Raw genomic sequence first — 19,317 nt, 5'->3', positions numbered from 1 at the left:
GGGCCGGCGGCCCCAGGGCGACACCGTTGCGCCGGGCCGCCTGGGCGTCGAGCCGGGCCCGGGCGCCGGCCGGCGCCCGGGCCCCCGCGGCGGTCAGCTCGGCCCGGTACGCCGCCTCGGCCGCCGCCCACCGCGCCGCACGGGCCGCGGTACGCCACCGCGCGAGGCGCCGCAGACCGCGGGGCCACGGCGCGAACCACAGGCGCCCCAGGGCCGCGGCGGCACCCCGGGCGGCGAGCCCGGCCGCCGCCGAGAGCAGCGGCAGCACCACGGCCACCGCCACCCAGACCGAGGCCGGACGGCCGGTGACCGGGCCTCCGGCGTCCAGCAGGCCCGTCAGACGGCCGGGGTCCGCCCAGCGCGCGTGGCCCAGCCGGACGGCCGCCGCCGTGCCCGCCACGAAGAGCAGCCCCGGAAGGACCAGCACGGCCATCCAGCGGTCCAGGTACCGGCGGCCCAGTTCGGCCAGCACCGTGCTCACCCCGCCCCACCTCCTCCCGGCACCGCTCGCGCCCGGTCAGCCGAACCGCAGCGGCCGGCCGTGGAGGGCGCAGACCGGCTGGTCCTCGCCGGGCAGCGGCTGCTCCAGCCGGCGGCAGACCCCGGCCGGGCAGCGGTAGCGGCCGAGCGCCACGTGCCCGCTCCCGTCCATGCCGGGCAGGGAGACGATCCCTCCGCTGCCGCCGGGAGGCGCGGGGGAGTGGCTGTCCGCCATCGTCACCGTGCGGGCCGTCCACGACTCCAGCAGCCGCAGCAGCCCGAGCTCCCGCAGCCGGCCGTCGACCGGTTCCCCGCGCCGCGCCGCCGCCAGGACCTCCTCCAGGCCGGTGCCCTCACCGGTCTCCTCGGCGACCGCCCGCAGCCCGGGCAATTCCCGGCACAGCGCCCCCAATAACTCCGCCGTCTCCACGATCCGTCCCCTCCCCGCCAGAAGTTGATGGAGCATCATGGCACGGGGGAGAGACGGAACGGATGAGGGGGGCGGATGGTGCACGACGGCACCGGCTGGGCCGAGGTGGAGAGACTCACGGCCCGCCTGGAGGAACGGCTGGAATCCTTCTGGAACCAGGGGGACCGGGAGGCGGTGACGGACCCGTCCGCCCTGGCCGAGGCGACCGCCCTGCGGGAGCTCGCCCTGCACGTCCCGGAGGCGGCGGCGGGTACCCCGGTGACGCCGTACGTCCTCGATCTGCCCGCCGTGCACCGGGTGGCCTGCCTGCACTACGCGCGGTGCCTGGTCCAGGGGCCGGCGACCGAGGAAGCCCGGCCCGAAGCGCAGCTGACCCTGGCCCTCTTCGTGCTGGTCCATCAGTTCGCCCCGGAAGAGGTGCCCGAGGACCTGCGGGAGACCGTCGCCGCGGCGGACCTGCCGCCCGCCCGGGACCTGCACACCTCATGGACCCGCGCCCTGGAGCTGTTCGGCCGCTGGCAGGCCGCGGGCGACCCCGAGGCGCTGGAAGGCGCGATCTCCCTGTGGAGCGGCGCCCTGGAGGTGGTCCCCGCCTCCCACCCGGGGTACGCGATGCTGCTGTCCAACCTGGGTACCGCGCTGCGGTTCCGCTACACCCTGCGCGGGAACGAGGACGACCTGGAACGGGCCCTCGCGACGGGCCGCCGGGCCGTGGAGCACGCCTCGGCCGACGACCCCGACCGCGCGATGTACCTGGCCAACCTCTCCGGCTCCCTCGCCCTGAAGTACGCCGCCCGCGGCGCCCGGACCGACCTCGACGAAGCCGTCGCCGCCGGCACCGAATCCGTACGGGTCGCGAAGGAGCCCCGGGCGCTCTTCCACTCCAACGCGGGCATGGCGCTCATGCTCCGCTACGAACAGGACGCCGGGACAGCGGATCTGGAGGCCGCGGCCGAAGCCTTACGGCTCGCCGTGCGCCATGCCGCCCCCGACGACCCGCAGCGGGCCCTGTACCTGTCCCACCTGGGGCTCGCGCTGGCCCAGAGATTCCTCCGCCTCGGCGAACCGGCGGACCTCGACGCCGCGGTGGACGCGGCCACGGCCGCCGTGGCCGCCTCACCGTCCGGCCACCCCGCCCACGGCGGCTACCTGGCCAACCTCAGCGGCGTCCTGCGGACCAAGGCCGGACACACCCGGGAACCGGCCGACCTGGACGCCGCCGTGGCCGCGGCGCGGCGGGCCCTGGCGGCCGTCCCCACGACCGGCCGGCAGCGCGACGTGCTCCGCCGGGCCCTCGGCCTGGCCCTGGACCTCCGCTTCCGGCACCTGGGCGGACGAGCCGACGGCGCGGAGTCCGTCGACCTCCTCCAGCGGACCGCGCAGAACGCCGGCGACGAAGCCTCCGCGACGGCCGTCTCCCTCTACGACCTGGGCCGGGCCCTGCTGACCCGCTTCCGGGACACCGGCGACCCCGCCGACGCCTCCGCCGCGGTCGACACGGCCCGGCGCAGCGTCCGCGCCACCCCTGTGGGCGCCGAGCGGGGGGTGCCGCTCAGCCTCCTCGGCGAGGCACTGTCCGCACGAGCGCGGCGCACGGGCTCGCCGTCCGACACCGACGAGGCGATCGCGGTCCTGGAAGAGGCCCGCGCGCTGCTCGCCGGCTACCACCCGGCAGCCCTCGGCAAGTGCCTGTCCGAGCTGGGACTCGCGCGCGGACGCCGCTTCGACCGCACCCAGTCGCTCGCCGACGCGGACGCCGGGCTGGAAGCCTTCCGGGAAGCGCTGCGGCTGGACACCGGGGAAGCGGCCGTCGACGAGTCGCACATGGGCGGCCTGCTGATGCAACGGTTCGCCGTCACCGGCGAACAGGCCGACCTCGCCGCCGCGCTCGACTGGCAACGCCGCGCCGCACGCTCGGACACCGACAACGCACACGCCCAGCAGGTCCTCTTCAACCTCGGCCGGGCCCTGCAAGCGGCCTACGAGGAGTCCGGGGACCTCGCCCTGCTCGACGAGGCCGTCCAGCGCATGGAAGAAGCCCTGAGAGCCGGGCGGCCCGGGGCGGACAGCGCACTGGCACTGTCCAATCTGGGCGCCCTGCTCCGCGTCCGCGCCGATCGCCTCGGCACGGCCCCCGACCTGGACCGCGCGGTCGACCTGAGCCGCAGGGCGGTGGCGGCCCTGCCGGCCGGCCACCCCGAGCGGGCCGTCTACCTCTCCAACCTCAGCACCGCCCTCGTCGCCCGCTACGGCCGGTCGGGCTCCCAGCAGGACATGGAGGAGGCGGTGCGGGTGAGCCGGCAGGCCGTGGCGGCCGCGTCACCCGCCGACGAGGCCGGCCGGGCCACCCACCTGGCCAACCTGGGCATCGCCCTGCGCAAACGGTACGAGTGGTCGGGCGCCCTCGCCGACCTCGACGAGTCCATCGAAGCGTCCGGCGCAGCGGCCCGCGCGCTGCCCCCCGGCCACGTGCACCGGGGCCCCCTGCTCACCGGCGTGTGCTCGGCCCTCCTCACCCGCTACGAGCGGACGGGCGGGGAAACCCACCTTGACGAAGCCGTCGACGCGGGCCGCGGCGCGGTCGGCTCCGTCCCCGACGGCCACCCGCAACGCCCCACCCACCTCTCCAACCTCGCCCTCGCGCTGCGCCGGAGATTCCTGAGCACCGGCCGGCGGGCCGACGCCGACGAGGCGGTCGCCTGCCTCCGGCAGGCGGTTCGCGCCCACCCGCACGACCACCCCGCCCGCGCCGCGTGCCTGGCCAACCTCTCCATAGCGCTCCTCGCCCGTTTCCAGAGGCCGGGGCAGCACGTCGGCCCCGACGACGCGGCCGAGGTGGACGAAGCCGTCGACGCCGCCCGCGAAGCCGTCCGGGCCACCCCGGAGGGCGATCCGCGCCGGTCCCAGTACCTGTCCAACCTCGCCGTGGCGCTCCTCGTCCGGGTGCCGCTGAGCCGCAGCAGAGCCGACCTGCGCGCGGTGCGCAAGACCTTCCGCCAGGCCACCGGCGTCGCCACCGCGCCACCGCTCGCCAGGTTCCGCGCCGCCCGCACCTGGGCCAAGGTGACCGCCTCCCTGGGGCGGTGGCCGGAAGCGCTGGACGCCTACCGGTCCGCCGTCGCCGAACTGCCCCTCCTGGCCTGGCACGGCCTGGACCGCACCGACCGGCTCGACGCGCTCGGCCGCGCCGCGGGCCTGGCCGGCGACGCGGCGGCCGTGGCCCTCAACGCCCGGCGCCCCGAGGAAGCCCTGCAACTGCTGGAACAGGGCCGCGGCGTGCTCCTCGCCCAGGCCCTGGACGCCCGCGACGACATGACGGCCCTGGAAGAGCGGGCCCCCGCACTGGCCGCCCGCATCCGGGAGATCCGCGCCCTGCTCAACACCGACCCCACCGACCTCGCCGACCCCACCGCTCTCTCCACGCTCTCAGCCCCGGAGACGGGCCCCGCGGACCAGGCCGGGGAGCAGCGCGCGGCGGCCGAGCGGCGCCGCGAACTGGCCCGCGAGATGGACGACCTGGTGCGCCGGGCCCGTGAACTGCCCGGGCTGGCGGACTTCCTGCGCCCGCCGTCCGTCGCCCGGCTGCGGGAAGCCGCCGCGAACGGGCCGGTGGTCGTCGTCAACACCAGCGCGCTGCGCTGCGACGCGCTCGTCCTCACCCGGGACCGGCTGCGCACGGTGCCGCTGCCGGACCTCCGCCTGGAGGGCCCGGGCGGGCTGACCGAGCGGGCCGGGGCCCTGCTCGACGCGCTCGCCACGGCCGGCCGGTCCCCCGCGGACGCCTGGCGGGCGCAGCGGATCCTGCTGCGGACCCTGAGCTGGCTGTGGGACACCGTCGCCGCGCCCGCCCTGGCCGCCCTGGAACCGGCGGACGGCGCCCGCGGGCCGCTGCCCCGGCTCTGGTGGTGCCCCACCGGCCTGCTGGCCCTGCTGCCCCTGCACGCCGCCGGACACTACGGCCCGGGCGCCGGGGGCGCCGGGACGCGGACGCTGCCGGACCGCTACGTGTGCTCGTACACGACCACCGTGCGCGCCCTCGCCGAGCAGGCCGCGCCCGGCCGCCGGGCCGCCGGGGCCGGGCCGGGCCGGATGCTCGCCGTCGACCAGTCCGACACCCCCGGCCTGCCCCCGCTGCCGCACGCCCGGGCCGAGGTCCGGCTGCTGGCGGACCGGTTGCCGCGGACCACGGTCCTGACGGGGCCCGAAGCGTCCCGCTCGGCGGTCCTCGACACCCTGCCCGCCCACTCCTACCTGCACTTCTCGGGGCACGGCAGCCAGAACCCGGCCGACTCGGGCGGCGGCGCCCTGTACTGCCACGACCACGGGCAGGCCGGCCCGCTGACCGTCGCGGACATCTCACGGCTGCGCCTCGACGACGCCCGGCTGGCGTTCCTGTCGGCGTGCGAGACCGCGCGGGGCGCCGCCGCGCTGCCCGACGAGGCGATCCACCTGGCCGGCGCCCTGCAACTGGCCGGGTTCACTCATGTGGTGGCCGCCCAGTGGGCCGTGGACGACGCCGGCGCGCTGCGCGCGGCGGAACACTTCTACGCCGGCCTGGCCTCGCCGCCCTCCCCGGACGGGCAGCCCGCCGCCCTCGACGCGGACCGCGCCGCGACCGCCCTGCACAGCACCGTGCGCCGGCTGAGGGAACAGGACGACGACCCGCTGTGGTGGGCGGCCTACGTCCACACCGGGCCGTGACCGGGCGCGGTGCCCGGGGGCGCGCTGGTGCGGCCGGGCCTCAGAGCGCCCACCCGTACATCGTCGAGGTCCGGGGCGCGGGCGCCGCCCCGGCCGCTTCGACGTCCTGCTCGGCGGTGAGGAGGAGCTGCCGGCCGAGGTCGCGCAGCGCCCGGCCCGCGGCGAACTCGTCACCGATCGCCGGGACGTCCTTGTCCTCCGGGGCGCACGTGGCGCTGCCCCGGCCGGTGACGGTCGCCGTGCCGGTGTCCAGGGTGGCCTGTGCCTTCGTCGTCCCCTCCTCCTCGCAGAGGTGGAGGCGGACGTTCCAATCCGCGGTGTGCGACATCATGTGCTCCTCGGTGGGAAGCATCCGCTCCTCGGTAGGAGGACGGCCGCAGCCGTCGGTGCGGCTGCTCCCAGTGTCCCTCGTGGGGCACCGGACCGGCGGCCCGTGCGGACGCCGTCGCCCGGGTTTTGACTCTCCAGCGGCAGGAGACTCCAAGGTGGGGACATGAACGACGACACCCTCCGGACCATCGGGGACCTCGCCCGGCTGACCGGCCTTCCGGTCAAGACCATCCGGTTCTGGTCCGACGCCGGAGTGGTGCCGCCGACCGACCGCACCCCCGCCGGCTACCGGCTCTACGACCAGGAAGCCCTGGCCCGCCTCGGTCTCGTGCGCACCCTGCGCGACCTCGGCGTCGGCCTCGCCGCCATCCAGCAGGTGCTGGCGCGCGAGGTCACCGTCGCCCAGGTCGCGGCCGCGCACGCCGACGCCGTGGACGTGCAGATCCGCACGCTGCGGCTGCGCCGGGCCGTCCTGAGAGCGGTGGCCGAACGGGGGCCCGCACCCGAGGAGACCGAACTCATGCACAAGCTCGCCCATCTGTCCGACCAGGAGCGCCGCCACCTGATCGGCGACTTCATCGACCACGCCTTCGAGGGGCTCGACGTCGACCCGGGCTTCCTCGCCACGATGCGCCACGCGATGCCCGAGCTGCCCGACGACCCCACCCAGGAACAGGTGGGCGCCTGGGTGGAGCTCGCGGAGCTCGTCCAGGACGACGAGTTCCGGGCCGGCATGCGGCTGGCCGCCGCCGACCAGATCCGGGCCCGCGAGCAGGCGGGGGAGGCCGACCCGGCGGCGGCACAGCACCTGGCCACGGTGATCCGGGAACGGACCGCCGAGGCGAGGGCGGCCGGGATCGAACCCGGCTCCGCGGCCGCCCGGCCGGTGGTCGACGAACTGGCCGGCCGCTGCGCGGAGCTGTCCGGCCGCGAGGACGGCCCGGAATTCCGGGCCTGGCTGCTGCGGCGCATGGAGATCAGCAGCGACTCCCGGTACGAGCGGTACTGGCGGCTCATCGCCGTGATCAACGGCTGGCCCGCTCCGGACATGGGCCCGGCGGTGGAGTGGCTGGTGTCCGGGCTGCGGGCGACGGCCGCCTGACGGGCGCCCGTCAGGCGGGCCCCGGACCCCCGGCCCTGCCTGACGGTCCGCGCGGCCCGGGCGCCGGCGGGAAGCGGTCCGGCCCGGTCGTCGCCGTCTTGACGCCCTCGTGGCCGGGGGATTCCCCCTGGCGCGGGCGGCGGAAGCCCCACGCCACCTGATCGGGGGAAGGCCGTTCGGGCGGGTGCTGCCGGCCCGGACCGGCGCGAGGGAAGGGCGCGGGGCGCGGAATCCAAGAGCGCTCGGCGCCCTCCCGGGTCAGTCCGGCGGCTCGTCGTGCGGGGGCTCGCCCGCCGAGGCTCCGCCCGTCCGGTCCCCGCCGGCACCGTCCGCGTCTTCGTCGTCCCCGGCACCGTCCTCGGCGCCCCCGGAGTCCTGGGCGTCGTCGGCACCCTTGGCGCTCCACCGGTCCCGCCGTCCGGGAGTTCCGCCCGCCTGCTGGTCCGGCATGTCCCGGGGGACGGCCTTGCCGTCGCCCGCGGGCTCCTCGCTGCGTCGGTCGGTCATCGTGCGTCCTTCCTTGTGCCGGGTCCTGTGCCTGGTCTCACCGCACAGCGTGGTCGACGTCCGGGTACCCGACAGGCCGGCACACATGCGCCGGTGCGAGGAGGGGCGCGTGCCCGCGGGGAACGGGAACGGCTCCGTTCCCCGCTTGCCCGCGGGGAACGGAGCCGTCGGCACGACGGGTCAGTGGTAGTCGAAGAAGCCGTAGCCGTTGTGCCCGTGACCGCTGTCGCCGCGGGTGCCGGAGCCCTCGGTGATCCCGTAGGGGCCACCGAGGTTCTCGAAGCGGTACGAGCCCTCCCAGTCGCCCTTGTCGTGACCGCCGTCGGCGAGAGCGGCGCCGGCGCCGCCGAGCACGGCGAGGGCGGCGAGGGTGGTGGCGGCGAGGGCAGTACGGATACGCATGCGCAAGTCCCTTTTCTTGTGTATGTCGTCGGTCGACGGCAAGGACTTGCCCGGCTTATTGCGCATACAGACCTGTTCTGCGCGAAACCCACCCGAACAGCCCAAGAGAACTTGCGCACCCGAGGAGCCTCCGGTAGCGGAGGTGGTCACTGTCCGGCGCTGTCCGGCGTCCCTTCGTTGGCCTGCCGGACGGTGTGCCAGCACGGGGAGCACAGGTCGAGCCACCGCGGTCCGCTCGGCCCGGTCTCGACGACGACGGCACAGGTGGCCGGAGCGCCGCAGCCGAGGCACGGGTGGTCCTCGTCCCCTGCCCGGCGGTGGAGGTCGTCGCCGGTCGCGCCCTCGGGTGCCGCGGCGAGCAGTCCGGGCTCGGCCGCGATCAGATGGAGCAGCCCGGTGGCGGCTGCGGTGTTCACGACGGCTCCAGGGGTGGGCGGGGGCTGCTGACGGTCCGGGCCGCCGCGGCGCCGGTCGGGGCGGCGGCACGGCCGCGTGACATGTTCACCATGGTATCGAGGCGTGCGGGGGCGCCGTCCGGGCCGGTCCGTCCGCACGGACGCCCCCTCATGCGGCAGCGGCAGCCGCACCGAGCGGTCCCGGGTGGCACGGCGCGTGTGCGGAGGGCGGCGGCAGGGCGTCGGGCGTCGCGCCCGGCTCCGTGGATCCGGCGTGGTGCCGCACATGCGCGGCGGGGCGGTGCGGGCCCGCGGGCGTCCGCGTGAGGCGGTCCTCGATGCAGGGGGACGCCCGTACCCGCTCCACTCCCTCCTCGCTGTAGCGCTCGTTGTTCCGGCTCCAGTCGTAATTGCCCCGCATCACCGCGCGGTTGCCGTCGATGAAGCGCTCCACCGCGTGGCGCTGCTCCGGGGACAGGCCGAGCAGGCCGCACATTCGCATCGACTCCGCGCTGAGCACGTGGAAGTGGGCGACGCGCTCGCTGATCATGTGCTGGACGGCCCCGATCGCCTTCTGCCGGGAGACGCCCCGCTCCAGGCACAGCAGCAGAACGGCGTTGTTCGCCTCCTGGTTGGCTTCGTCCTTCTCCAGCGAGGCGACGTCATTGGTGAGCGTGACGACATCGGCGGTGACGTCCCGCATGTGCTGGAAGCAGGAGCTCTCGTGCAGCTCCGGCGGCGCCTCCGCGCGGCTGAGGCGTTCGACCAGGTCCAAAACCCCGCGCGAACCGATCGCCACCTGCCGCTGCCTGATGTACGAGGCCAGGTCCAGGACGGTACGGCACATCCGGTTCACGGCCTCGGTCACATAGCTGAGGAAGAAGTGCTCCCAGTTGAACCCCGCGCGCCGCCGCCAGGCGTCCGACATGCCCTGCTTGCTGCGGTTCCACACGTCGACGAACATCTCGGCCAGCGGGAACGCGGGACGGGCCGTCCCGTCGTGTCTGGCCAGCGCGGCCATCTGGTGGCACAGCGCGTAGGCCCGGGCGGGCTCCTCGCCCAGGCAGGTGTCGAAGAGGTCGTCGAAGACGAAGTAGAAGGTCTGCTGCTGCAGGCCCAGGTCCAGATCGTCCCCGGTGGCCGACGGGTGGAACCGGCCGGCCAGCTGGGCCACGTCCCACCCCAGGTAGCGCGCCACGCTCTCCTCGCGCGTCAGCAGCCCCTCGGAGACCAGCCGGTCGACGTTGCGCTGCCGCGCCCCGGGCACGTCCGGGCTGATCCGTGGCGGAAAGGGGATGTCCACCTCGAAGTCCTGCGGCATGGGGTCCTCCCGTGGTGACGTCGGGTGCGGGCAGGCGGCGTCCCGTACAGTGCCCGGGCCTTCGGGGAAGAGCACCACTCGAAGGAGGCGTTTCCCGACGGCCGTGCTCTGGTGTCACAGCGGAGGGGACCAGGGCATTCCTGGGTCGCTTGGGACCGCGCCGGTCTACGGGGACCGAGGCGGAAGACGCAGCTCTCATCGACACCGCACTCCCTTGCGGACCGCCATCGGACCCGGTCCGGACGGGCCGGTCGGTGAAGATCGCGCGGGGCGTTCCCGGGCGGCGGGCGGCGATCGCACCGCGCGCCTTTGGAGCTCCTTCCCGCGCTGACGTGCCGCCGCGCACCGGTCTTCATACGGTCCGACCGGTCAACGGCCGGTGCCGGTTCCACGGGCCGGCCGGCCGCTGGCGAGTCGCCTTGTCCGCGCCGCCGGTCTCCGATGAGGTGGGGAGAAGCCTTGGACAAGGCCGGAGCACCGGTGTCGAAGTGAGGAGAAGTGCTGTGCGTCGGATCAGTGTCGCCCTGGCAGCGGCCATCGCCGTCAGCGGCTGGGGCGGGCAGGCCATGGCGGCCCCAGCGGCCCCCGAAAACCGCCCCCAGGTACGTGCCGAGGAGCCCCCGTTCCCGTACGCGGACTGCCTCCGCGCCGCCAAGCAGCAGCGCAAGGAGACCCACGCGCAGGCCACGTGGCACTGTGACCAGCTGGTGAAGAAGGGCTGGGTCACGCCGCCGAAGAAGAAGCCGGCGAAGAAGAGGAAGTGAGCCGGCCGCGCCCCCCGTCCCGCCCTTCACGGCGCCCGGCCGCCGCCGGGGTCAGCCCCGCGCGTCCGGGGACGCCAGAGCCCGCAGAGCCCCGGCCAGCTGGCCGGGGGTGAGCGGCGGGGCGGGCAGGGGGCGGGCGGCCTCGGTGCGCAGGCCGTCGAGGAGCAGGTGGAGATGGCGCCGCCAGGCACCCGGCGCGACGGGTTCGGAGGAGGGGACGACCCGGCCGAGTGCGGCCAGCGCGAAGAGGAGGTCCTCGACGACGACGTCGTCGCGCAGGGTGCCCTGCTCCTGGGCCCGGCCGACGAGCAGGGAGACCGTCTCGTGGTGGTGGGCCTTGAGGGTGTCGAGGGACGGGACGTCCTGGATGCCGGTGGTCATCAGGTCGTTGGAGCCCCGGTCGGCGGCCAGGACCTCGAAGAGGTGCTCGAGGTAGCGGACCAGCCCGCGCCGGGCATCGCCGGCCTCCCGGGCCACCTCGCCGCGGCGCACGGTGTCCTGCAGCGCTTCCCCGAACACCGCCTCGATGAGCGCCCCACGCGTGGGGAACCGCCGGTAGAGGGTGGCGTTGCCGACGCCGGCACGGCGGGCAATGTCGTCGAGGGGGGCGTCGACGCCCTGTTCGGCGTAGAGCTCCCGGGCGGCGGCGATCAGCAGCTCGCGATTGCGCACCGCGTCCCGCCGCAGCGGAGCCGGCTCGCCCTCCGCCGGCCTGCCGCCGCCGTGTGCACCGCTGCCGCTCACTGACCCTCACCGCTTCCGTGCCGCGCGCCGGCCGCTCCGGCTGCCGCGGAGACCCTAGCAACAGGGAGCGGACCGTTTCCCGGCTCGCCGCCGCAGCCGGCCGGCGCGCGCGGGGGTGCTCCCCGCTTCCCCGCCGGGCCGCCGGGCAGGAGGGCGGGCGGCAGGTCAGGACGCCTGCCGGGCCGCCCGCCAGTCCGGCGCGAGCACCGACCAGATCTCCTCGTCGTGCCGCTCGCCCCGGTACGGGTGGCTCTCGCGCAGGACGCCGTCCCGCGTCATCCCCAGCCGGCGGGCCACGGCGATGCTGGGCTCGTTCCCGGCCGAGACCCACCACTCCACGCGGTGGATGCCGCGCTCCTCCACGGCCCAGTCGATGATCACCCGCACGGCCCGGGTCACCAGCCCCCTGCCCACGGCCGCCGGCTCCAGCCAGCAGCCCGCCTCGGCCGTGCCCCGCGCGACGTCCATCGTGCGGAAGATGACGGCGCCGACCAGCGTGCCGTCCGTCCGGATGCCGTAGATCCGGCCCGTGTCGGCCGCGGTCTTCTCCGCGTACGCCTGGAGGAACGCCCGGCTCGACTCCAGGTCCGTGACGACGTCGGGCAGCCCGTTGTGCTGCCCGATGAACTCCCGCCCCCGGTCGATGTGGGCCAGGAACTCCTCGGCCTGCCACGGTTCGAGGGGGCACAGCCGGGCGCCGTCGTCGCCCAGGGGTATCGCGTACATCGTCACCTTCAACGGTCGGAAGCGCACATGGCCGGAAGGATCTTCTCACGGGCGTGCGCGGCGGCGTCAGGCCCGCAGCGCGAGGTGGTACTCGACGGCCCGTCGCTCCGTCGGGGCGAAGCCGAGGGTGCGCAGGGCCGCGTGGAGGGTGTCGTCGCGGGCGTCCGCGTGGGCTTCCGCCAGCCGGGCCGCGGGGTGTTCGCCGCGGACCTTGTTCACCACCGCCGAGAGCAGTTCGGTGAGTTCGGCGACGGTCCCCTCCTGCTCGCGGTCGTGAGCCAGGGTCGCCGTGCCGTCGTGGACCTCGACGTCGAAGACCGCGTCGTTCAGGCCGAGCCGGAAGGTGTCACCGTCCTGCGCCGGCAGTTCCCGCACGGCCGGACCGGTGGCCCGCACCCGCGCGGCAGGCAGGTCGAGCTGCCACCAGCGGTACACCTCGTCGCCCTCGGCCGCGCCGAGTTCCGCCAGGGCCCGCGGGGTCACCTCGTCGGTTTCCGCGACCCACCGCAGGACGGTGCCGCCGGCCTCCCGCGCGACCCGTGCCGCCTCGCGCATCAGCGGTGTCACGGTGGCGGTGGTCGCCTCCAGGAGCGCGACGATCCTGAGGTCGGTGTCCTCGGCGCCGAGGTCGAGCAGGGTGACGGAGCCGAGCTCCGTGTCTCCCTCGCGGGCCGTGACACACGCGAGCGCGCGGTCGTCGGCGCAGTGGTCCATGACGGCGCTGCGGTCGCGAAATGTCTCGATAGTGGTAGCCATGTCGCCAGCCTCTCATGAAATCGAACGTGCGTGCCCTTTGGGGCGTGGGTGCTGTGCCGTGGCGTGCTGACCACCCGGACGCTCGTGCACCAGCCACCGCGGTCAGGGACGGCTCGGCCGGCCCCCGCCGTGGGTGACCGCGAGCAGCGCCATGTCGTCGGTGATGCGGCCCCCGGTGTGGTGGCCCACATCGGCGAGAAGGGCGTCGAGCAGCGCGTCCGGGCCGGGGAAGTCACGGCCGGTCAGCCTGCTGACCGGGTCGTAGAAAGCGCCGTCCCGGTTCCGGGCCTCGGTGAGGCCGTCCGTGTACAGAAGCAGCGTCGTCCCCGGCGGGAACGGCACCGCATCGATCCGCTCCTCGCCCGTGCCCAGCTGCGCGAGCGCCAGCGGAAGGGCCGGCTCGGAGGGCTCCACACCGCGCACCCGGCCGTCCCGCAGGAGCAGCGGCGCCGGGTGGCCGCGGTTGATCAGCCGCAGCTCGCCGCCGGAGGGCGGGATCTCGGCGAGCACACCGGTGACGAACCGTTCGTTCTGCTCGGGTCCCGCCTGCCGGTCCGCCTCCCGTCGCAGGGCCCGCTCCAGCCGGGCCGCGACCCGGGCGAGGGCGGGTTCGTCGTCAGCGGCCTCCCGGAACACCCCCAGCGCCACGTCCACCGCCTTGACGGCCCCCATGCCCTTGCCCCGGACGTCGCCGATCAGGCAGCGCACGCCGTACGGGGTGTCCTGCACGCCGTAGAGGTCACCGCCGATCTGCGCCTCCGCCACAGCCGACTGGTAGCGCACGGCGATCCGCAGGGGACCGATCGAGGCCGGTGGCCTCGGCAGCACGGCGTCCTGCACGGCGAGAGCGACCCTGCGCGCGGACTGCAGCCGCACGTCACCGTGGTACATGAGGCGGTTGACGACGACGGCGAAGACTGAGACGGTCGCGACCGTCGCCAGTTCGCTCCGCCCGCCGGAACCGCCCAGGAAGCCGAAGTGGGCGAGCAGGGCGATGTCGACGGCACAGGCGCCGATGCCCGCCAGGACGGTCGCGCGCAGCGACAGCAGCGCGGCGGCCGTCATCGGCGCGGCCGCGTAGAGGGCCTCGGCGCTGAAGTGCGGGGTGGTGGAGTAGTCCAGGAGGGCGCCCCCGGCGAGGAGCAGGACAGGGAGCAGCTGGAGGTGGCGCGCGCACCAGCGCCACACGGCGGTGCGCCCCGCACCCGGTGCCCTCACGTCGCCGCTCCCGCTCTCTCGTCCGGTGCCGTCCGCTCTTCCGCGCCGCACAGCTCACCCACCACCGGGGCCGTCGGCCCGCGCCGGGACGGGCCCGTCCGGTCCGCACCACTGCCCGGCGCCTGACCGTGCCCTTCCCCGGTCACTCCAGCAGACCGTGCCGCATGCCCTCCGCGACGGCGGCGGCCCGGTCGGACACGCCGAGCTTCTCGTACAGCCGCTGCGCGTGGGTCTTCACGGTGCTCGCGCCCAGGTACAGCTCGGCGGCGAGCTGGGGGATGCTCTGCCCCTTCGCGAAGCCGCGCAGCACCTGCTGCTCACGCTCGGAGAGGATCACCGAACCGCGGTCGGCCCGCATCCGGATCTCCTCGACCAGACCGCCCGTCAGGTCCTCGGCCACCACCTGGCGGCCGCTCGCGACCTTCAGCACGGCGTGCACGATGTCGGAGCGCTTGGCGTCCTTCGCCAGATAGCCGGAGGCGCCCTCCTCGATCGCCTTGTACACGACGGCGCTGTCGGTGGTGGCGGACAGCAGCAGGGTGCGCGTGGGGAGCCGGTCACGGACCACCGCGTGGATCACACCGATGCCGTCGAGCTCGGGGATGCGGTAGTCGATCAGCGCCACGTCCGGCCGGTGCTCGCGGATGGCCGCGAGCGCGGCCTCGCCGTCCTCCGCCTCGGCCACCACCGTGATCCGCCCGCTCTGTTGCAGCCCCCGGGTGATGCCCTCGCGGAAGACCGGGTGGTCGTCGGCGACCACCACTGTCACCTGCCTGTCGCTGTCGGGCACCCTGCACGCCGCCTTCCGCCTCGTCGCACCGCCGCCGGGGACGGACCCGGATCACCACGATAGGCACCTCCCGGGCCGGCCGCCTTCCGGGAGGCGTGCCCCCGGCGGCCCGGGGTATCGGTGGGGGCAGGGCAGACCAACCTCGACGGGGGTCGCGATGGCGCGCAAAGTCCCGCACGGCGAGGCCGCGGAGGACTCGGAGGGCCGGGTGCCCGCGGGCGGGCGCCGGCTGCCGCCGCTCCTGCGCGGGGTGATCATGCTGCTGGCCTTCGCGGGGATGGTGGCCTTCGGCGTGGTGCTGGCCCGGCTGACCCTGGAACCCTCCGCCGCCTCCGTGCCGCTGACGCACAGCAACCTGCGCCCGGGCGACTCCATCCGCGACTACCTCGGCCGGCCGGCCTTCCGCGACACCGTCAAGCAACTCGGCGGCAACCTCGCGCTGGGCGTGCCGTTCGGCGTGCTGCTCCCGGTCCTGGTGCCCCGGGCCCGGGGGCTGCTCCGGGTCGCCGCCGTCACCGCGCTGGTCATGCTGCTGGTCGAGCTGGTCCAGGGCGCCCTCATCACGGGCCGGGCCTTCGACATCGACGACGTGCTGCTCAACACCGCGGGCGCCCTGCTGGGCTACCTCCTGATCGGCCGCAGGCTGGGCCGGGCCGTGCACCCCCGGCGCCGCCACTGGTGGCACCGCTTCACCGGCCGCCCACCGTCCCGGACCCGGCCCTGAGCCGTGCCGGTCCCGGCCGCGACGGCCCGCGCGCCCGGAGCCGCTAGCGGCCGTCCGGCCCGCCCCAGCCCCGTTCGAGCAGGGCGAAGATCTCGTCCGCGGCGCGGTGCGGGTCGGGGTGACGGCGGGCGAGGAGGGGGGTGTTCAGGGCGAAGCGGGCCAGGGCGGTGCAGGCGGCGTCGTCCTCGGGGGCGCCGGTCTCCTCGGCGATGGCCCGGGCCAGGGCCGTCTCGTGACGCATCCACATCCGGTGGGCGTACTCGCTCAGTGCCGGCGTCTCCTCCACCATGCGGATGAACTCCGCCAGCTGCGGTCCCGCGGGCTGTTCGCCGGGCGGGTAGGGGATCAGGGTGTGGGGGCCCGCCGTCAGGGCGTGCGGGCCCACCGTCGTCAGCAGGTGCTCCCGCAGGGCCCGCGGTACGGAGACGCCGGGGGCGCGCTCGCGCACGGCGGCGACGAGGGCCGCCTCGATGTCCTGGTCCAGGTCGAAGACCAGGGCCTCCTTGCACGGGAAGTGCTTGAACAGCGTGGTCACCGATACGTCGGCGGCGTCGGCCACGTCCTTCACGCCGACCCGGTCGTAGCCGCGGTCGAGGAAGAGCTCCAGGGCGGCGTCGGCCAGGGCCTTGCGGGTCTGGGCCTTCTTGCGCTCGCGGCGTCCGGTCGGTGCGTTCACCGGCACACCCTACCTCGCGCACCGGCCCTTGGGTTGAGTCGGATGGAAAGTTAAGTCATTGCACCTTCGTAGTGAGTGTGCTTTTGTGAGGGTGCCGCATCCGGCACCCAACTCCGCATCCGCACGCCGTCGAAGGAGACTTCCGTGAACGCCACCTCCCCTCGCATCGCCGTCGTCGGGGCCGGCCCCGGCGGGCTGATATGCGCCCGCATCCTGCAACTGCACGGCTGGTCCGTCACCGTCTTCGAGCGCGAGGCGTCCCCCGCCGCGCGGACGCAGGGCGGCACCCTCGACATCCACTCCACCACCGGCCAACAGGCGCTGCGCGAGGCCGGCCTGCTCGACCGATTCCACGAGCTGGCCCGGCCCGAGGGGGAGGTGTGGCGGCAGCTCGACCCCTTCACCGCCGAGGTCCTGGAGGTCGACCGCCCCGCCGACGGCCACGCGACCCGGCCGGAGATCGACCGCGGGCAACTGCGCGGGCTGCTGCTCGACTCCCTCGCGGCCGGAACCGTCCGCTGGGGGCGTCCGGTCAGCCGCGTCGTCCCCCGCGGCGACGGCACGCACCGGCTGCTGTTCGAGGACGGCACGGGGGAGGACTTCGACCTGGTCGTCGGCGCCGACGGCGCCTGGTCACGCGTCCGCCCGGCGCTGTCCGACGCCGTGCCGCGCTATACGGGCGTCACCTTCGTCGGGACGGGGTTCCACGACTCCGACACCCGCCACCCCGAGTTCGCCCGGCTGGTCGGCGACGGCACCATGTCCGCCCGGTCCGGCAGCAGGGCGCTGACGGCCCAGCGCAACAGCGGCGGTCACCTCGACGCCGTCGCCATGTTCCGCGCGCCGGAGGACTGGCACGTCACCGCCGGGCTCGACTTCGCCGACACCGCCGCCGTACGCGCCCACCTGCTGGAGAAGTACGACGGCTGGCACGACAGCCTGCTGTACCTCCTGCGGGCCGGCGACACCGGATTCGTCAACCGGCCCCTGTACGCCCTGCCCGTCCCCCCGGCCTGGGACCACGTACCCGGCCTGACGCTGGTGGGTGACGCCGCCCACCTGATGCCGCCGCTCGGCGTCGGCGCCAACCTCGCCCTCCTCGACGGCGCCGAACTCGCCCTGGCCCTCCTCGCGCACCCGGAGACCGACGCCGCGGTACGGGCCTACGAGGACGTCATGCTGCCGCGCGCGGCGGACCTGGCCGCGGGCACCGCGCAAGGTCTCGGTCACCTGCTGCCGCCGGAGGGGGAGCCCGAACCCGTGCCGGGGGCGCGGCGCGGGCCGGTCTGAGCGCGTTCGCTGATCGCGGAGCGGGTGCGGCACCTACCGGGTGCCCCCGGCCGCCGCCCGGCCTTCCGCTCTCCTCAGGCCCCGCAGGCCCTTGGCCTCCGTGCTGAGGTACCCGTGGGCGTAGTCGAAACGGGGGGTGCCGGAGAAGGTGAGGTAGAGCCACTTGAAGTTCTCGGCGAAGACGTACGCCGGGCAGTGGTCGCCCTTGGGCATCGGGCGCCGGGTGACGTCGGTGACCACCGTGTAGCCGTTCCGCACCCGGTGGTGCTCCCTGAGGTTCTGGAAATAGCGCCACGCCGTCGTGCGGTAGTACGGGTCGCCGGTCTGCCAGTAGAGCTGGAAGGCGCAGTTGGCGTACTCGGGACGCAGGTCGTTCCCGCGGCTCAGGGCCGCCAGCCGCGTGTAGTCGATCTCCTCGGGGATGACGTCGTACTTGTCCAGGACCGCCGTCCACGACCGGTAGTAGTCCGCCGCCAGCTCGTCGTCCCCGCCGACCGGCAGGACGGCGACGGACAGCGAGGACTGCCGCCTGTTGACCAGCGCCCCGGTGCGGAAGTCGACGTGCTTGAACCAGAGCAGGCCACCGACCCGCTCCACCTGGTGCTTCTTCAGAGCGGCGGTCAGCAGCCGGAACCAGTCCCGGCAGTCCTCGTCGTCGAACATCACCCACGCGCCCCACAGGTATTCGTAGAACGAGTCGGCCGGCGGGTCCACGGCGAGGGCCGTCCGGTCCGCCCACCGGCCGCTCTCCACGTTCATGCGGGAGGCGAGCAGGTCGAGAGGGGACCGGCGTCCGACGACCGCGCGCAGGGCGCGTTTGGCGGCCCGCCCGTACCGGGGGTCGCCGGTGAGCCGGGAGAGGGTGCCGAACTCCAGGATGTTCGTGCCGATCTCGGCCAGGGGCAGCGTGGCGCCCGAGACCCGTCCGGTCCGCAGGTTGACGTACCGGTAGGGCATCCCGGTGGGTGACGTGGTGAAAGCGGGCAGCAGCCGGTCCGCGAGGTCGGTGCAGCGGTCGAGGAGCACCTGCTCGCCGGTCGCCAGATAGCCCGACAAGAGGCCCCCGACCAGCCGGATCGTGGTCTCGAAGACCTGGAAGTCGGCGTCGATGTCGAAGCGGAGGCGGTCCTTGATCCAGCTGACGCAGCGGTCGACCTCGGTGTCGAGCTCCATGAGGTGGTGCGTGTCGAGCGCCTCGACGATCGACAGGCCCATCGGGTGCCCCTCGGCGAAGAACTCCCGGTGGCGGCCGGAGACCGGGAGCACTTCGTCGTGCCCCCACGCGAGCCGCTTGTACCCCTCCCAGGCGTGGACGAACTCCTCCCGGATCGCCTGCGCCCTCCTGGCGTCCGGCCGCACTTCCTCCAGCCGCCGGGGGGCGGGCCGCGCGCCCCGGGCCCCGGGCGCGGCGGCCGCGGCGCGCGGGGCGCCGCCGAGCCCGCCGGTCACGGAGAGGCCGCCCGTGGCCGCGAGCGCGTACAGCAGGCGGCGGCGGGTGGTGCGGTTGGGGAGCGAGTCGTACGTCATGACGGGCAGGACCTCCTGGCCACCGGTTCCGCCCCCGGACACTGTTCGCAGTATGCGACCGGCCGGCCGCTCCGGGCGGCAGGCGCGGCGGACCGTCACACCGCCGCTCGGTGGCGGGAGCCGTACGGCTCCGGCGGGCGGGGGCGCCTCACGGGGCGGGTTCGACCTCCAGGTACCGCCGGCGGCGCGGGCCCCGGTACTCCAAGGCCTCCCACCCCATGCGGCGGAGGGCCGCCGCGCAGCGGCCGAGCGCGGCCTGCTCCTCGTACCCGGCGCCGCTGCCGGGCGGGCCCACCCACTCGACCCGCACGGCGGCCGGCTGACCGGTGAGGCGCACGCGGTACCCGGTCGCGACGGGCCGGGCGGGGGCGGCGGCGCCGGGCGGGGGGGTCCCGGCGGCCGCCACGGCCCGCGCCCCCGCCGCGGCCCGCGGG

General features: G+C 75.2%; 18 protein-coding genes and 2 pseudogenes. 5 read left to right on the top strand and 15 right to left on the bottom strand.

Annotated elements, in window-relative coordinates:
• Both ABZ951_RS31185 and ABZ951_RS31180 read right to left on the bottom strand, forming a co-directional pair.
• Window positions 1-481 (bottom strand): annotated as a pseudogene (locus ABZ951_RS31185) (hypothetical protein); the annotation flags it as partial.
• 36 nt (window positions 482-517) lie between these two features.
• Complete coding sequence (locus ABZ951_RS31180) at window positions 518-910, bottom strand: hypothetical protein (protein ID WP_344096767.1); 393 nt, start codon at window positions 908-910, stop codon at window positions 518-520.
• Window positions 911-985: 75 nt separating this feature from the next.
• On the opposite strand from ABZ951_RS31180, the gene ABZ951_RS31175 reads away from it, so the two are divergent.
• On the top strand, window positions 986-5,611 hold the full coding sequence (locus ABZ951_RS31175; protein WP_344096769.1) for a CHAT domain-containing protein: 4,626 nt from the start codon (window positions 986-988) through the stop codon (window positions 5,609-5,611).
• A gap of 40 nt (window positions 5,612-5,651) precedes the next feature.
• Here ABZ951_RS31175 and ABZ951_RS31170 read toward each other — a convergent pair whose 3' ends face one another.
• Window positions 5,652-5,939 carry a DUF1876 domain-containing protein gene (locus ABZ951_RS31170; RefSeq protein ID WP_344096805.1) on the bottom strand — a complete coding sequence of 96 codons (288 nt, stop codon included), beginning with the start codon at window positions 5,937-5,939 and terminating at the stop codon, window positions 5,652-5,654.
• Between the two features lie 165 nt (window positions 5,940-6,104).
• Here ABZ951_RS31170 and ABZ951_RS31165 point away from each other — a divergent pair, with 165 nt between their 5' ends.
• Complete coding sequence (locus tag ABZ951_RS31165; protein WP_361281376.1) at window positions 6,105-7,043, top strand: MerR family transcriptional regulator; 939 nt, start codon at window positions 6,105-6,107, stop codon at window positions 7,041-7,043.
• Window positions 7,044-7,301: 258 nt separating this feature from the next.
• Here ABZ951_RS31165 and ABZ951_RS31160 read toward each other — a convergent pair whose 3' ends face one another.
• The 4 genes from ABZ951_RS31160 to ABZ951_RS31145 all read right to left on the bottom strand — a co-directional run bounded on the left by ABZ951_RS31160 (window position 7,302) and on the right by ABZ951_RS31145 (window position 9,668).
• A complete protein-coding gene (locus ABZ951_RS31160; RefSeq protein ID WP_344096774.1) occupies window positions 7,302-7,550 on the bottom strand; it encodes a hypothetical protein in 249 nt (82 codons plus the stop codon).
• Window positions 7,551-7,730: 180 nt separating this feature from the next.
• Window positions 7,731-7,952 (bottom strand): hypothetical protein, encoded by a 222-nt coding sequence (locus ABZ951_RS31155; protein WP_344096776.1) that lies wholly within the window; start codon window positions 7,950-7,952, stop codon window positions 7,731-7,733.
• Window positions 7,953-8,098: 146 nt separating this feature from the next.
• Window positions 8,099-8,368, bottom strand: a complete 270-nt coding sequence (locus tag ABZ951_RS31150) for a hypothetical protein (protein ID WP_344096778.1) — start codon at window positions 8,366-8,368, stop codon at window positions 8,099-8,101.
• A 148-nt stretch (window positions 8,369-8,516) separates the two neighbouring features.
• Window positions 8,517-9,668 carry a hypothetical protein gene (locus ABZ951_RS31145; protein ID WP_344096780.1) on the bottom strand — a complete coding sequence of 384 codons (1,152 nt, stop codon included), beginning with the start codon at window positions 9,666-9,668 and terminating at the stop codon, window positions 8,517-8,519.
• A 503-nt stretch (window positions 9,669-10,171) separates the two neighbouring features.
• Here ABZ951_RS31145 and ABZ951_RS31140 point away from each other — a divergent pair.
• Window positions 10,172-10,432, top strand: a complete 261-nt coding sequence (locus ABZ951_RS31140; RefSeq protein WP_344096783.1) for a hypothetical protein — start codon at window positions 10,172-10,174, stop codon at window positions 10,430-10,432.
• A 51-nt stretch (window positions 10,433-10,483) separates the two neighbouring features.
• Here ABZ951_RS31140 and ABZ951_RS31135 read toward each other — a convergent pair whose 3' ends face one another.
• The 5 genes from ABZ951_RS31135 to ABZ951_RS31115 all read right to left on the bottom strand — a co-directional run bounded on the left by ABZ951_RS31135 (window position 10,484) and on the right by ABZ951_RS31115 (window position 14,666).
• Window positions 10,484-11,176: a helix-turn-helix domain-containing protein gene (locus ABZ951_RS31135; protein WP_344096785.1), complete on the bottom strand. Its 693-nt coding sequence runs from the start codon at window positions 11,174-11,176 to the stop codon at window positions 10,484-10,486.
• Between the two features lie 165 nt (window positions 11,177-11,341).
• Entirely contained in the window at window positions 11,342-11,902 is a 561-nt protein-coding gene (locus tag ABZ951_RS31130; protein WP_344096787.1) for a GNAT family protein, read from the bottom strand.
• Window positions 11,903-11,968: 66 nt separating this feature from the next.
• Window positions 11,969-12,658, bottom strand: coding sequence for a hypothetical protein (locus ABZ951_RS31125; RefSeq protein ID WP_344096789.1), 690 nt, complete (start codon window positions 12,656-12,658; stop codon window positions 11,969-11,971).
• A gap of 102 nt (window positions 12,659-12,760) precedes the next feature.
• Window positions 12,761-13,876, bottom strand: coding sequence for a PP2C family protein-serine/threonine phosphatase (locus tag ABZ951_RS31120; RefSeq protein ID WP_344096791.1), 1,116 nt, complete (start codon window positions 13,874-13,876; stop codon window positions 12,761-12,763).
• Between the two features lie 142 nt (window positions 13,877-14,018).
• Window positions 14,019-14,666 (bottom strand): response regulator transcription factor, encoded by a 648-nt coding sequence (locus tag ABZ951_RS31115; protein ID WP_344096793.1) that lies wholly within the window; start codon window positions 14,664-14,666, stop codon window positions 14,019-14,021.
• A gap of 157 nt (window positions 14,667-14,823) precedes the next feature.
• On the opposite strand from ABZ951_RS31115, the gene ABZ951_RS31110 reads away from it, so the two are divergent.
• Window positions 14,824-15,390 (top strand): VanZ family protein, encoded by a 567-nt coding sequence (locus ABZ951_RS31110; RefSeq protein ID WP_344096796.1) that lies wholly within the window; start codon window positions 14,824-14,826, stop codon window positions 15,388-15,390.
• Window positions 15,391-15,433: 43 nt separating this feature from the next.
• Here ABZ951_RS31110 and ABZ951_RS31105 read toward each other — a convergent pair whose 3' ends face one another.
• Window positions 15,434-16,066, bottom strand: coding sequence for a helix-turn-helix domain-containing protein (locus ABZ951_RS31105; protein WP_344096798.1), 633 nt, complete (start codon window positions 16,064-16,066; stop codon window positions 15,434-15,436).
• 144 nt (window positions 16,067-16,210) lie between these two features.
• Here ABZ951_RS31105 and ABZ951_RS31100 point away from each other — a divergent pair, with 144 nt between their 5' ends.
• Window positions 16,211-17,356, top strand: a complete 1,146-nt coding sequence (locus ABZ951_RS31100) for an NAD(P)/FAD-dependent oxidoreductase (protein ID WP_344096800.1) — start codon at window positions 16,211-16,213, stop codon at window positions 17,354-17,356.
• Window positions 17,357-17,389: 33 nt separating this feature from the next.
• Here ABZ951_RS31100 and ABZ951_RS31095 read toward each other — a convergent pair whose 3' ends face one another.
• Entirely contained in the window at window positions 17,390-18,925 is a 1,536-nt protein-coding gene (locus tag ABZ951_RS31095; protein WP_361281366.1) for a glycoside hydrolase family 47 protein, read from the bottom strand.
• 106 nt (window positions 18,926-19,031) lie between these two features.
• A pseudogene (locus tag ABZ951_RS31090) lies at window positions 19,032-19,317 on the bottom strand (hypothetical protein); the annotation flags it as partial.

The organism is Streptomyces sp. NPDC046215 (genome assembly GCF_040646215.1).
GTDB lineage: Bacteria > Actinomycetota > Actinomycetes > Streptomycetales > Streptomycetaceae > Streptomyces > Streptomyces stramineus.
Note: the sequence above shows the minus strand (reverse complement) of the source record. Positions and strands in the feature narration are given on the sequence as shown.

Bases quoted from the DNA above. Each gene is read 5' to 3' on its own strand.
- ABZ951_RS31175 (WP_344096769.1), top strand. From the start codon at position 986: ATGGTGCACGACGGCACCGGCTGGGCCGAGGTGGAGAGACTCACGGCC.
- ABZ951_RS31170 (WP_344096805.1), bottom strand. From the start codon at position 5,939: ATGTCGCACACCGCGGATTGGAACGTCCGCCTCCACCTCTGCGAGGAG.
- ABZ951_RS31165 (WP_361281376.1), top strand. From the start codon at position 6,105: ATGAACGACGACACCCTCCGGACCATCGGGGACCTCGCCCGGCTGACC.
- ABZ951_RS31160 (WP_344096774.1), bottom strand. From the start codon at position 7,550: ATGACCGACCGACGCAGCGAGGAGCCCGCGGGCGACGGCAAGGCCGTC.
- ABZ951_RS31155 (WP_344096776.1), bottom strand. From the start codon at position 7,952: ATGCGTATCCGTACTGCCCTCGCCGCCACCACCCTCGCCGCCCTCGCC.
- ABZ951_RS31145 (WP_344096780.1), bottom strand. From the start codon at position 9,668: ATGCCGCAGGACTTCGAGGTGGACATCCCCTTTCCGCCACGGATCAGC.
- ABZ951_RS31130 (WP_344096787.1), bottom strand. From the start codon at position 11,902: ATGTACGCGATACCCCTGGGCGACGACGGCGCCCGGCTGTGCCCCCTC.
- ABZ951_RS31125 (WP_344096789.1), bottom strand. From the start codon at position 12,658: ATGGCTACCACTATCGAGACATTTCGCGACCGCAGCGCCGTCATGGAC.
- ABZ951_RS31110 (WP_344096796.1), top strand. From the start codon at position 14,824: ATGGCGCGCAAAGTCCCGCACGGCGAGGCCGCGGAGGACTCGGAGGGC.